General features: G+C 36.1%; 13 protein-coding genes. 4 read left to right on the plus strand and 9 right to left on the minus strand.

Annotated features, from left to right (window positions below):
- Positions 1-111 precede the first annotated feature (111 nt).
- Positions 112-570 carry a PadR family transcriptional regulator gene (locus AC3OCB_RS00325; RefSeq protein ID WP_498340147.1) on the plus strand — a complete coding sequence of 153 codons (459 nt, stop codon included), beginning with the start codon at positions 112-114 and terminating at the stop codon, positions 568-570.
- Here AC3OCB_RS00325 and AC3OCB_RS00330 read toward each other — a convergent pair.
- The 3 genes from AC3OCB_RS00330 to AC3OCB_RS00340 all read right to left on the minus strand — a co-directional run bounded on the left by AC3OCB_RS00330 (position 550) and on the right by AC3OCB_RS00340 (position 3,299).
- The gene (locus AC3OCB_RS00330) at positions 550-1,101 is read right to left on the minus strand and encodes a thiamine-phosphate synthase family protein (RefSeq protein ID WP_498340149.1); all 552 of its coding nucleotides are present in this window, start codon (positions 1,099-1,101) and stop codon (positions 550-552) included. The two genes, AC3OCB_RS00325 and AC3OCB_RS00330, sit on opposite strands and share 21 nt — an antisense overlap.
- A gap of 86 nt (positions 1,102-1,187) precedes the next feature.
- Positions 1,188-1,970: a slipin family protein gene (locus AC3OCB_RS00335; RefSeq protein WP_498340150.1), complete on the minus strand. Its 783-nt coding sequence runs from the start codon at positions 1,968-1,970 to the stop codon at positions 1,188-1,190.
- Positions 1,971-1,985: 15 nt separating this feature from the next.
- Positions 1,986-3,299, minus strand: coding sequence for a thermopsin family protease (locus tag AC3OCB_RS00340; protein WP_498340151.1), 1,314 nt, complete (start codon positions 3,297-3,299; stop codon positions 1,986-1,988).
- A 34-nt stretch (positions 3,300-3,333) separates the two neighbouring features.
- Between AC3OCB_RS00340 and AC3OCB_RS00345 the strand changes: the two genes are divergently transcribed.
- From AC3OCB_RS00345 to AC3OCB_RS00355, 3 genes are read left to right on the plus strand one after another with little or no spacing between them, the layout of a single operon-like run.
- Positions 3,334-3,699, plus strand: a complete 366-nt coding sequence (locus AC3OCB_RS00345) for an NfeD family protein (protein ID WP_498340152.1) — start codon at positions 3,334-3,336, stop codon at positions 3,697-3,699.
- Positions 3,686-3,976 carry a hypothetical protein gene (locus tag AC3OCB_RS00350; protein ID WP_498340153.1) on the plus strand — a complete coding sequence of 97 codons (291 nt, stop codon included), beginning with the start codon at positions 3,686-3,688 and terminating at the stop codon, positions 3,974-3,976. Before AC3OCB_RS00345 ends, AC3OCB_RS00350 begins: the two co-directional genes overlap by 14 nt.
- Positions 3,976-4,788, plus strand: a complete 813-nt coding sequence (locus AC3OCB_RS00355; RefSeq protein WP_498340155.1) for a gamma-glutamylcyclotransferase family protein — start codon at positions 3,976-3,978, stop codon at positions 4,786-4,788. The genes AC3OCB_RS00350 and AC3OCB_RS00355 overlap by 1 nt, the downstream gene beginning before the upstream one ends.
- Before the next feature lie 48 nt (positions 4,789-4,836).
- Here the strand turns inward: AC3OCB_RS00355 and AC3OCB_RS00360 are convergent, their stop codons facing one another.
- The 6 genes from AC3OCB_RS00360 to AC3OCB_RS00385 all read right to left on the minus strand — a co-directional run.
- A complete protein-coding gene (locus AC3OCB_RS00360) occupies positions 4,837-5,727 on the minus strand; it encodes a 4-hydroxybenzoate octaprenyltransferase (protein ID WP_498340156.1) in 891 nt (296 codons plus the stop codon).
- Positions 5,728-5,731: 4 nt separating this feature from the next.
- Positions 5,732-7,300 (minus strand): citramalate synthase, encoded by a 1,569-nt coding sequence (gene cimA / locus AC3OCB_RS00365; protein ID WP_498340157.1) that lies wholly within the window; start codon positions 7,298-7,300, stop codon positions 5,732-5,734.
- 806 nt (positions 7,301-8,106) lie between these two features.
- Positions 8,107-8,940: an ABC transporter substrate-binding protein gene (locus AC3OCB_RS00370; RefSeq protein ID WP_498340158.1), complete on the minus strand. Its 834-nt coding sequence runs from the start codon at positions 8,938-8,940 to the stop codon at positions 8,107-8,109.
- 25 nt (positions 8,941-8,965) lie between these two features.
- Positions 8,966-9,790 (minus strand): hypothetical protein, encoded by an 825-nt coding sequence (locus tag AC3OCB_RS00375; RefSeq protein ID WP_498340159.1) that lies wholly within the window; start codon positions 9,788-9,790, stop codon positions 8,966-8,968.
- A 77-nt stretch (positions 9,791-9,867) separates the two neighbouring features.
- Complete coding sequence (locus tag AC3OCB_RS00380; protein WP_498340160.1) at positions 9,868-11,838, minus strand: GltB/FmdC/FwdC-like GXGXG domain-containing protein; 1,971 nt, start codon at positions 11,836-11,838, stop codon at positions 9,868-9,870.
- A partial coding sequence (locus tag AC3OCB_RS00385) for an FMN-binding glutamate synthase family protein (RefSeq protein ID WP_498340161.1) occupies positions 11,835-13,970 on the minus strand: 2,136 nt, incomplete at its 5' end. The genes AC3OCB_RS00385 and AC3OCB_RS00380, both read right to left, overlap by 4 nt.

A 13,970-nucleotide genomic window follows, 5' to 3' on the forward strand; every position in this document is an offset into this window, starting at 1 on the left:
CGTTTTTATCCTTTATTCCATAAAAACTTATTTTATGAAGTTTAGGATTACCCTAAAAGTAGTGTATTAAAAAGATGCTAAATTATTTTTAGGTATAATGTTAATGTTAAAATGATGAGAAAAATATCGCTTGAACGAATAAAGAGAGGTGCACTTAGGTCTCTTGTATTATCATGCTTATCTGAAAAGCAGATGTATGTATACGAGATAATTAAAACTATACAATCGAAAACGGGAGGATTTTATAAACCTAGTCCTGGTTCAATCTACCCTGTTTTGAAATCCTTAATAAAGGAAGGCTTGGTAGAAAGTTATGAAGAAAATGGAAAAAAGTACTATAAATTGACTGAGAAGGGGGAAATAGAATATAGCAAGATTAAAAAAGAAAGAGAGAATTTATTCTCTGAATCTAGTCCCATAAAGAAGAATATAATTGATGTTCTATTTGAAATAGGCTATTTAATGTATGTCAATAAAGAGGCCATAGATGATCAAAAGATCCAACAAATCTCAGAAATATTGCAAAACTGTAAAAAAGAGTTAATAGATTTATTTGAGAAAACTAAGTAGCTCTAATGTTTTCTTTATAACTGTAAAAGGATCTACATCTACTACAAATATAGTAGGTTCTTTTCCATGCTCACCAAGATCTACCACATACTCTGGAATTTTCCCTAACTTCTTGTAAGCTAATTCCATCATGTAGTTCATTGTATGTCCTTCTCTTTTCCTACTCTCTTCTGGTTCTTCTTTCCTGTTAAAGAGAAAAGTATTGTCACTAGGAAGATTTTTAACTATTTCATCATAATATTTTATATTTATTACACTTCTTTTTTCCTTATCATATTTCATGGCTGTTAGAATTACCCTAGCAACATGATCAGACGCACCGAAAGCGGGCGGTAAGCAATAAATAACTCTATTAAAGGCAACTGTAAGTCTACCGGGAATCGCTGCAACGTCATCAACAGTATTTGCATTACTCAACGCATAACCTATATTAGTCCTTATTTCTGGGATAAGTAAGTAAGACCTTTCATCACTTATAAAAACATCCACTGCTTGTTTTAATTTTATAAGGACTTCTTGTCTTTCATCCATATATACTAGTAAATAAAGAAATAATAAAAAAGAGTAAATGATGAAAAGACCACAATTTGATTGGTGATATCTCCTAGTCCACCTGATTACTGTGGTTTGGTTGGTGTTACTGTTTTTAGTGTTGAAAGAGTTGCGAATAATTCTTGACCTGCAGGAACTATAATGACTAAATTACCTCTTTGTGATATGTCTGATAACATTTCCAGAAATCTCAATTGAAGCGCTACTGGATTATTCTGATATGATATTGAGGCTTCCGCTAATATATTTGATGCCTGCTTTTCTCCTTCACTGAGAATTATCTTAGCTCTTCTTAATCTCTCTGCCTTTGCTTGTTCTGCTATAGCAGATAAAAGCTCTGGTGATATTCTTATATCCCTTACAGTTACTTGTGTGGCCTTAATCCCCCAACCTTCTGTCGTGGTATCTAAAATGTCTTGAAGACGCTTGTTTATCTCTTCCCTTTTAGTCAAAATTTCATCTAAATCCATTTGACCTACTATATCTCTCAGAGAAGTCTGGGCATAGTTTAGTATAGCGGCAGCATAATTACTTACGCTTACAACTGCTTTAAGCGGATCTACTACTTTGTAATATACTACTGCATCTATTGTTACTGTTACGTTATCTTTAGTTATTATAGTCTGAGGAGGAATATCTACTGTAACAATACGCAAATCCACTATTAAAGGTCTGTCAACAAAAGGAATTAAGAATATTATACCGGGACCTTTAACACCTAAAACTCTTCCTAAACGTAAAACAACAGCTCTTTGCCATTCAGCAACTATCCTAAAAGACATAGCCAAAAATATGATTATAATGACAAATAGAAAAACTAAACCTACAATTAAATCTGCTGGTATCATACTATATATTCTATTTCAAAGTTTAAATCTTATCAGCAAAGCTGAAATAACTAAACCGGCACTAAACCCCAAAATATAGATCAAAATAGTGTAGTTTATGCTTCCTTCAGTCTGAGTGTATGTAACGTTGTTACGAACTCCATTGAAAAAGGAGGAAATTGATTTCTTAAAGTTGTAGCTTTTTAGAAAGTTGACCATACTATCATAAGCCGTTTTTATGTGTTGAATGATAGAATTAAATATGGGAGAAGAAGGTACATAGCTTGAGGATAGAGTGAAATTACCCGGATAATATACAACATAAAATGAAAGGGACGTATTTGGGAAAACAGCGAAACCTGACTGGTTAGTATAATTCTGAGCTATAGGCTTTAGACCACTTAAACCTAAGTCTTCGATAATGACTGGTTCATTAGACAAAGGCTTACCATAAACACTCATGTTAACATATATAGTATTGTTCCTTTCATGGGTAGTAATATTAGGTGCTATTGGCCAGAGTACAATAGCATCATCAGATCCGGAAGAGAGTATAACATTCGGTTTCCATAAATTAGTTAAATTAGAATTAGACTGAACCCCTACAACTGATTCAGCAGTATCAAAACCTATCGAATAGGCATAAGGAACTAATGATAGTTTCCCGTTTTGCATAAAGTATAAATTCATCGTTCCTTCTAAACTCATATCTACAACACTTCCACCCCCCGGCCCGCCAAAAACAAACTCCAAATCGTTAGGCACTCCAGCTAACGAGAAACCGCCAATTAAAAACTCCCCACCTAATGGAGCTTTGTAGAACACACCGGAAATATTATTTATTTTATAAGCGAAATACAGCGTTGAGTTGTTAATATACATGTAGAGGGAAATAGAAGATGGAAGAGTTATTGTATAAGTAGGACCTTCATAGCATATTACTCCAAGACCCTGATATGTGGCAACGCTTCCGTTAAACTTAGAGGTAAATGGACCGGTAAAATTCCACAAGTTCAAAACCAATGTTGCTTCAAACTTATTATTTGCTACTTGGTGAAACAAAATTACATCTTGAGCCCAAAACGTACCGTCTACCACTGCATTTAACTGAAGAGATGCATTACCAGATGTTAGATATTGGCCATTAGGCAAATACGATGAACCAATATTCATTGACGTTATGTTAACAACCCCCATAACCATATCAGTGAGATAATTGGAAAATAGAGAATAGAATGAAATACCCATAGGATATGATACAGTAAAGGCTGAAGTAGAAAGGGAGAATGTTAAAGGAGAGACTAGGATGAGTGTGAGAAATAGCAGTAAAAATATCGGAAGAATTCTCATAAAGTTATTTTTAGACTTATGCCTATTAAGTATTATGGTAAGTCATATTGTAATTCCACTTATAATCATTGTAGTTGTCATAGCAGCCTTAATACTCACGGGTCAGTACGCGGACCCTATAGTTGCAATCCCATCAATGGCTATAGTGGGTTTTATTTCGTACAGAATAGGTTACGTAATATATAAGACAAGAAAGAGAAACTTTTTTTCATATGCTGGGAAAATTGGAAAAGCCATAGAAAACATTCCTAAGGGTGGAGAAGGATATATTATGATTGAAGGAGAAATGTGGAAAGCTATAGCCGAAGACCCAATATCCGAAGGGGATAAAGTGATCGTTATAAGGATGGAAGGTTTAAAATTAAGAGTAAAGAAGTATTCAGAGAATGGTAAAAATTAAACTTTCATCCCTTGAATTATTAAGAAATTCTGGTTATGAAATAATTGAGGAGAATGAAGAAATAATAATAATAAGATATAATCCTCCTTCTATCGGCGAGGCCATGAGTTCAGATGAAGACTATGAGGAAACAAGTAGAGTAATTGAGATAGTTACAAGAAAAGAAAACGACGAGTTAATTATATTAGATGCTTATATAATAGAGGGTAACAATAAAAAAAGAGAATTAGATAAAAGCGAACTTGAGTTATGGGCAGAGTATGTTGGTGAATCGTGATGCCTTATATTTTCGCTTATGGCTCACTAAGATATGGTTTCGAACTACATGGATTGCTTAAAAACTCACGCTTCGTAGGGTTGGCATTTACTGAAGGCTATAAAATGTATGATCTTGGAAGTTACCCTGGAGTGGTAAGAGGAGAAGGAGTAATCTACGGTGAAGTGTATGAGATAGACGACGAAACAATTGCCCTACTAGATAAAGTAGAGGACTACAGAGGAAAACCGGATGATCTTTACGTCAGGGAAAAAACAAAAGTCTACTTTGATGACAGAAGAAGATACTCTCTTTCAGACGTTTACATTTATGTTTACAATCAAGATATTTCTGGAAGAGACCAAATAGAAGAAGGAGACTACTCTAAATATGTAAGAATGCCAGTTATACTGAACTATTTTGCTTACGCGGAAAATACAAACGAAGAAATCTTAAAGCAAAGAGGACTAAAAACAATACTAAAGAAAATTAATACGATCGCTAAAGGGTACAGAATGATATTTAACATCCCTTGTAGATGGGGCTATTGTGCAAACTTAATTGAGGACCCTAATGGAAAAATATGCGGTTACATCTACGTTATGCTTGAAGACGAGCTTAACGCCCTTGACAAAGCTGAAAATCACCTTGTAAAATACATGAGAGAAGTTATAAAGGTAGAAGATGAAAAAGGAAAAGAATATTATGCTTATGCTTATGTTTCGTCCGATAGAGAACCAAAAGGAAAACCTTCAGAGGAATATTTAAACTTAATCAAGCAAGGATTAAAGAAAGGATGGGGAAATAGTTGTATAACTAGCGGACTAGAGTGATGAAGCCCGCCCTTAGCGGATAAATGAAGAGAGAACCCGAGTCTGATTTTAAAAAATTACAGCTAATATTACTCCTATTCCTAAAACTACTGAAGAATATATGTTGTAGTAGAAAGCCCTTCCGAAATCCCCTCTTGAAGCCAAATAGTAAGCGTAAGCCATTATTAAACCATGCAATACCGTAGCCGAATATGCTATGTAACCTAAATGATAGAAGAAATCACCAGCAAAGGCTAAGACTACAGATAGAATTTGGTTTACTCCAGCAAAGGGCAAAGCCTTATTCCCTAAACGGACTGCAAAGCTATGCAAACCCATCTGTTTATCAAAATCTGCATCTGGTATGTGATTATATAAATCAAAACCTACAGCCCAAAACACTGTACTGATTATAAAAAACCATGGTATTCCCACTAAAAGCTGAGATAAAGAGGAAACATATAAACCTAATGATGCAACAGCACCACTAAAAACGGCTAAACCTTGAACTGCTGCTATTTGATAATTAGCAAACTCGGTGTATCTTTTCATATATGGGTAAGTCATTACCACTAAAGCCACTAGAGGTGAGAATAAGAATGCATATATATTTACAAAATAAGCTGAGACGAAGAAGCCTATTAGAGAGAGAGTTATCATTATTTTTGCTTCTTTTACAGAAATCTTACCAGTTACTAAAGGTCTAGTCCTAGTCCTAGGGTTTTTCGCGTCAATTTCCCTATCAGCCAAATTATCATTAGTCATTCCTGCTGTCCTTAAGAAGAAGAGCGAGATAAAAATGAGAACTAAGATATACAACGGAGGAATCTTCTTTATAGCTACAAAAGCTCCCATATAAGCCATAGGTAAACTAAAGAAAGTCTGTTCAATTCTCAAAAACCTTAGGTAAATGTAAAGCTTGCTTTGACTTTGCGCTGCTCCTCCCGGATCCCACGGCATATATTTAATTATTTTTCAGAGTTTTTAACTTCTTGTACTGAAGATAATAATCAAGTCCATTAATTAATGCTAGGATACTAGCTTCAATTACGCTACTAGAAACACCTACTGTCCTCCAAGTCATTAAACCATCAGTAAATTCAATTGTAACTCTAACAACGCTCTCGGTGTTTTTAATTTCTCCGGGTAGAATCACTCTATAATCAGTCAATTTCACATTACCTATTTCTGGATAGACTTTTTGTAATGCCTTTCTTAATGCTAAATCTACCGCGTTTACTGGACCGACTCCCTCCGAGACCTCTAGCTGACCGTTAACCTTCACTACCGCTATTGATAAATTACCACTCTCATTTATTACCTTCCAGTATTCTACGTCAATTTTCTTTTCGTACAAACCTAGTTCTTGTAGTGCAACTAAAACTGCTGAGGCTGGAGCTAAATCGAAACTATAACCCTTATTTTCTAACTCTTTTATTCTCTTTAGTGCTTTCTTTAATCTCTCGTCCTTTTTATCGACATTTAATCCCAAGTTCTCAAGATATGTTACCAAGTTAGAGGTGCCTGATAACTCGGAGATCACAAATCTCCTTGAATTGCCTACTAAAGAGGGGTCTATGTGTTCATAAGCCCTTGTAACTTTCATTACAGCGTCAGCATGTACTCCAGCCTTATGAGTAAATGCAAAATCACCAACATAAGGTTGATAGGGATTAGGATGAAGTCCGGCTAATTCATATACAAGTCTAGAAACTTCTCTAAGCTTCTTCAAACTTTCTCTTCCTTTAAGAACTTCAAACCCCATCTTTAACGCTAGGTTAGGTATAATCTGTATTAGATCAGCGTTTCCAGTCCTCTCACCGATACCATTTATAGTACCTTGCACGTGCCTTGCACCAGCTAATACACCCATTAAGCTGTTAGCAACAGCACACCCAGAGTCATTATGCATATGTAAACCTATTTTAGTTTTAACTTCACTCGTTACAATCTTAGTTATCTCATATACCTCATAAGGTAAACTTCCGCCATTCGTATCTGCTAAAGCGATTACATCAACCTTAGCCTCTTCAGCAGCTTTTACAACCTTTAAAGCGTAATCTCTGTCCTCTTTGAAGCCTTGATAAAAGTGCTCAGCATCAAATATTACTTTAAGACCATGACTCTTCAAGTAACTTATGCTATCATAAACAATCTCTATGTTGTCTTCTGGTTTTATTTTTAATACATCTGTGACGTGAAGGATCCATGACTTTCCAAAAAGTACTGCAACATCTACATCAGCCTTTATTATTGCATTTAAGTTGGGATCTTCTTTCGAATTGTACTCCTTTCTCCTTGTACTACCAAAAGCAGCAATCTTTGCATTTGAAAGAGAGTATTTCTTTATCTCCTTAAAGAATTCTTCATCTTTCGGATTTGACCCTGGCCATCCAGCCTCAATATAATTTATACCTAGTTCATCCAGCGCTAAAGCTATTCTTATTTTATCATTTAAAGTGAAAGAGACATTCGCGGATTGTGCTCCATCCCTTAAGGTTGTGTCCAATACCTCAACAGATTTCGTAAACACCGGTCATGGGATACTCTTATTATCTATGCTTAAAAACTTTATAGTTAGAAGTGGAAGAATCATGAACAGATACTATTTATTTTTAACCGTAGGTGCATTGTTAATTGTTATATTTCTAGGCGTATATCTATTAACACCTATATATGCTCCACATTATAGAGATATGGGGAAAAACCCTGAAGAATAATTATAAAGAAATATAAATACCTCCGCAAAAGAGTGTAATAGTTTTACTTTAAGTACAACACAAACAATACTATATATCTCATTAGTAACTCGTCAACCCTTTACTTACAAGTAATTAATACTTCTGGATTAATAGCAAACAATTCAGAAGTACTAATAACAAAAGTCTACCCAGGGAATTATTCTATAGCTGTTGCAAATCCAACCAATACAACTCAGAGCGTTACAGTTAGATATGGAGTATTCCCATATAGTGACTTAAGTAGCTTGTATTCACTTTTAGGGGTACAGAAACAGTTTCGTTTTTTATAATGGTTTGATATGAAATATGGTGTTTTAGAATGATTGATAGATAAGCCTAAATACGAGATGTACAATACGTATTATTCAGTGGGCTCCAGTTTCCAAGACCATCAGGTCGGTGAACTCTCTGGCGACAGAGAGGGAGATGCTACTGTGAGGGGCTGGAGTGTAGCCGCTGAGAACCAGATTGTGGTGGTTTCACCATAAGTCATGATAAAATATCAGAAACCACTGCCATCTGGGGAGCGGTAGTAACTACAGTAAGTGAATTTTTCATAGCATTAGGAGTGGTAGCAGTTGACTATGGTGCAATAGCACTACTCGTTAATAAAATTGGTCTTAGTAAAAGGTTCAAGAGAAGAAAATAACCATCTAACACCTTCAGTTATAAAGCTAGGCCCTTGATGAGCGAGGAAATCGCCTTTTGTAAATAGTATAGGTTTTTTCAGTAAGTCTTCTAGCCCCCTCTGTGCTAAGCTGTTCTTAAACCTCTCTACCTCATAATCTTTATACAATTTAGGCTCATAGATTACTACGTCTGGGTCTTGAGAAAGAATTTCCTTAGGATCAGGCATAAAATAGGCATCTTCTTTATAATCAAAGATGTTCTTACCACCGACATGATAAATAGCATCACTTACATGTGTAGGAAATCCAGGAGTTATAGGTCCTCCCAAATCGAACTCGACATATACTTTAACTCTTTTAGATACTCTTCTATGTAAAGATGAAAGTAAGTGAAGTAAATCAGAATAAAGCTTCCTTCCTTCCTCCAGAGCACCAATCACATTAGATATAATAATGACGTTGTTAAGTATCCTTGAGACAGAAGTTGCTATACCAACTGGATAGACCGGAAAGCCTAGATTTAGTAGTTTTTTAGTTAACTCTTTTTGAGCACCAGTAGTGGTAAATATGACATCTGGTTTATTTTTCTCTAAAAACTCAATATTTACGTGAATATAGCTCCCTATCTTAGGAATTTTTTTAGCCTCTACAGGTCTATAACTAAACGCATCGGTTCCAATAACTTTATCTCCATAACCTAACATAAAGATCGTTTCTGTAGTTCCAGGATCTAAACTTACAATCTTACTAATAGATCTTGGAACTTCAATATACCCGTCAAGGATTTCATTGTAAACTTTCATACGTAGTTATATATTATTTCCACATTTAAAGATATAACCCTGCTAGGCATGAAAAAACTCCGTAAGCTCTTCTAGTACTTTTTAAGAGAATTCTTCCCCCATAACTGTATAACATGTCTTCACAAGTATCAGCATTTATCACTTTATGTTCGGAGTTCAGTATTTTGCTAATTTGCTTTATGCTATTATCATTGACTGGAGTAAGAATAACGTCAACCCTATTTTCATTGATAAAAAGACTCTTCATAGTCATCTTTATTGAATAAAGCAAAACTTCTGTTGGAATCTTTTCAATGTAATGAAGACCAACAATCATCTTTATTGGTTTTAAGACAACTTCTCCACATTTACCCTCACCGATCACTATATCCGCTTCACACGGTACTTCAATTTTGACATACTCTTCTGGAGTAACTAAAGGCATGCCATCAGCATAAATGTAAAGCCTCTTCCTTTCCAGCAATTTTCTATTTAGTTCTTTTATTTTGTCTTTATCTTTAGTGAACAAAGCATTAATCCAAGCAAACTCCTCAACACTATGTAAACCTTGCTGAGAAAACTTAGACGTTGAAATAAGATTTGCATTCAAGAAATCTGCAATAATAGAGGAAATGAAGGATACACCCTTACTTTCGCCCTTTAAAGGAATTACGTATTCTCCATCCTCTGACACAAAAATTAAGCCAACAGATTTTTTATCTGCAAACTTTAATGCTTTCTCTATTTCTCCTACAACTATGTATAAATTAGACTTCTCATTAGACGTGATATAACCTAAACTAGAAAGTAACGAGGAAATTTTACCAGCTACTTCACCCCTACCGACAATTTTTACCAGAGTAAAATACAACTCATAATAATAATACCCTTCATGTTATAAAAATTTTTAAATTAAAGAGTCAAAAGTAAAAATACGAGGGTCAATTATTAAAGTTTTCCTCTTGATGTTATAACAGTGAACTTTTCTTTTAAATATTCGACATAGTCACTTCCCATATCTGAGCTGTACTCCTTCATTATTGGCGTTAGCTCCTTTATCTCTTCTTCAGTTAGTTCCCTATACTCAACCTTTGGAATACCTACTTTTTCTTCGAACAGTCTCTTAGCGTATTCCTTTGCTTTACCCTCCAGTACATCCATAACTTCAATATACTCCTTTTCCCTTAATTTTTCATAGGTGTCCTCGTCAATCAAGCTGTCTAATACTAAAGCCTTTAACAATTTTACAACTTCAGTCCTAGGTGGTTGCAAACCCACTTTTGAGGGAGAAACTCTGCCACGTATATATATCCTTCCACCTACCATACCCGTACCTACAAAGTTACCTACTGGCTCTTTGTTAACATTAGTACCAAGAACTACTATGACTCCCCCAGCCATGTATTCACCTAGATAGTCATCAACCATTCCCCCTATTACCAAATATGGTCTTCTATCCTTATACTCCCTCATCTGTATGCCAACTCTATTACCTGCATTTCCCTTCACAAACACCTTACCATTTTGAAAAGTCTGAGCTAAGACGTCTCTTGCATCACCATAAATTACAACTTTCCCCCCATGCATTGTATCGCAACAGTCATCGGCAACATTTCCGTAAACATAGAAATAATTATCTTCATTTAAGTTAGCTAAGACATTACCAACAACGCCGTATAAATTAACTCTAACGCCGTGTATGCCAAATCTCTTAAAGTTTATGCCAATGTAACGATGACCCATAACATTTGCAACATTAACTTCATTTTTCCCCTTCTTAACCTCATGAATAATCAGACTGTTTAGCTCCTTGTAATCAATATTCTTAGCATTTATGTCATATTTTTCTGGAGTGAACAAAGGTGGAGGAGAGAAGCTCTTTAGTTCATCTTCATCCCTCCCATAACTAATAACTCCACGATTTAGAGAAGCTATGAAATAAGAGCCAGGCTTTAAAGTCCACACCCTTGCATTAGGGTTAATCTCCCTAATTTCATTCTCCTCACTGGCAACATAATAGAAATTCTCATCTTCACCTATAATTGCTGGTCTAAACTTAGACCTGTCAGCTAAAGCAATTAAATACAAATCATCTCCAGAGTCATAACCAATCACAGCAGTAAAAGGACCATCAAGCCTTGCATTCCTATAATAATAATCAAGATCCTTTGAGAAAGTGCTGAATCTCCTAGACGGGTTTACCAAGATCTTAGTAGCTTCTTCAACCGAAAATCCTTCTGAAATGAGTTCTTCAAAGAGAAATGCAATAACCTCGCTGTCTGTCCCAACAAACCCTTCCCAGTTTCTTTCTAACAAATACTCCAAATTAGCTCCAAAAGAGCTTACATCCCCATTATGCACAATCGCTATATTAAACGTAGAGAAAGGATGAGACCAATAGGGGTAATGCCCTGGGGAGTTAGTAGGTTGTCTAGTGTGGGCTAACCATAAATCACCCTCATACTCCTCAACCTTATACATTTGTGCAACATCTTTAGGATAGCCAACACCCTTAAACACTTCCAGAGTAGAACCAAAACTATACAGCCTTCCTTTCCTCTGAGACCATATTATTTCATTTATATTTCTAAAAGCCTTCTTGGCTGAAGTTATATTATCTAAAGTGACGTAATACTTGCAATCACAAACCTCAGCATCAGCATACTCTAGTTCTTGTTTGTCGACTTTAATCCCATGTCCTTCTAAAGTGCTTTTTAGAGATGCAGGATCTCCTTCATAAAATACCTTTAGTACGTATTTGTTCCCTCTATCCTTATCAAAGACAGCAAAACCAGCTCCCCTATCACTACCTCTATACCTAACCCTCTCTATACCATTAACTACTTCAACCCCTTTTACTTTTCTACCTTGCCTTTTCCTTAAAACTCCTAAGACTCCGCAACCAGAAGGATGGATCATAAAGAACCAGCTACCTTTACCCTTAATTTTTGTAATAGATATGAATTCAAGTTAACAGCCCTTAACAACTCTCTATTACCCGTTAAAGTAGATTGAACAGAATAAATACCTGCAGCACCAGCTAACAGAGCTACCTCCTTCTTAAACCCTGAAATCATGTTAAAGGCTTTACCCTTTAAATCTGTTTTACTTCCCTCTCCAAGAGCAACATCAAACACCTTGTAAGACATAATAACAGAGTCAGCTCCTAGAGCAACGAATTTAAATGCGTCTCCAGAATCCCTTATCCTAGAGGATTTTGCAATTAAGTCAAACTTCTTTCTAATCCCCATCCTCTTTAACTTAGTGTCAATTTCAGAAATAACAACTTCAAGATCTTGGTTACCGAGGTCTTCATCTATTATGAATCCCGGAATTCCCTTTAGTTCTACTACTTCTTCAACAGCCTCTTCATTGCTTGGAAGTAAAATGTAGCTACCATTTTCATATTCTCTGCTCCACTTCATTATTCCATTCCCGTCATAACTTATTGATATCTCTTCATAGTAAGGAGTTGTAACATCTGTAAAGACGGCAGAACTTAAGGCAAGAGAAGCCCATTGAAGAGCATTTTTGACATCTTCTGGTGCGTCCACAATATCAAAAATAATTGGTAAGGAGAGATACACTCTACCATTAGCTAAGTAAAAGCTAGTGTCAATGTCCTCTCTGTAAGGATCAATTGATGGTCTAGTTACTTGTGCGCCATCACTTCTTAACCAATCAACAATCCTTGCGGGTTTCTCAACATCTGGAGGAGCCGTACTACCCATACTCGTAATTACTGGATCACCTTTGTTTGCAAGTTCATGTAAATATACTTTTCTTCTCCTAGACCACAACTCACCGAGCTTGGGAGGAAGCTCCTCCTCTTCTCCCTCAATATCTAAAACAGAAAGAGTTTCCCTAGATAGTCCTTTCCCATAAAGCAAATCTCTCCTACCCTTAAGTTGGTCAATTGAAGAAAGACCCAGGTTATCAAGGATATTTGATAGTTCTAGAGAGAAACCTTGAATGTAGTTCAATAAAACTTTTAGACCAAACTCCATGTCAATCTCTCTAGTACCGTCAATCTTGTTGGTCAGAGCAGTAGGACAAGAACCAATGTGACACTTATGAACCATTACACAGCCCATTGCTACCAAAGCACCAGTACCAACACTAACAACATCTGCACCTAAAGCCATCAACTTAGCAGCATCAGTAGCATCCGCAACTCTACCAGCGGCAATTATAGTGAAGTTATCTCTCATCCCCTGCTGTTTTAACACCTTATCTGCGGAAGATACAGCTAACTCAATCGGAATACCAACGTTATCCCTAATAACTATAGGAGTAGCTCCAGTACCTGCACCATGACCGTCTATAATAACACCGGAAGCCCCCATCCTTGCAACACCAGAGACTATATAAGGAGTGTAATTCGTAGCTGCTACTTTAACGAAAATGGGTTTACCAGTTGCTTCTTTTAAAGCTTCAATCCTTTGACCCAAATCCTCAATAGAGTAAATATCATGATGCGGTGCAGGTGAAATAGCGTCTATGCCCACTGGAATTCTCCTAGTAAAAGAAATAGGCTCAGTTACTTTACTCCCAGGTAAATGACCACCAATCCCAGGCTTTGCTCCTTGACCTACCTTAATAACTATCGCAGCACCATGCATTAAAACATCAAAGTCAACACCAAACCTAGCCGAAGCCCATTGAACAAAAATCCTTTTTGATTTTGCGACTTCAGGGTGAAGACCACCCTCACCAGTACCTGCCAAAGTACCAGTTATATCAGCAGCCTTAGCTATTATAATGTTAGGATTTCCGCTTAACGCTCCGTAAGACATGTCTCCAAGATAAAGGGGGGCAGACATTTCTATTCCTGCAATTTTCGTTACCGTTTTTCCTCTCGGTGAATCTGTTATCTTTGGATCTTCATTTTTGAAGTGAACTCTATCTAGAATCCTTAAAGAATTCCACTGGGGAAAAATTTTTTGAGGTTTACCAGTTAATGCAAGTTTACGAATATGCTCAATTCTCTCTACTGTCCAAAATTCATTATCTGTCTGTTTCGGTATCGGCAAATACTGCCTAATAATCAA

The sequence above is a fragment of the Sulfurisphaera sp. genome, from assembly GCF_059755235.1.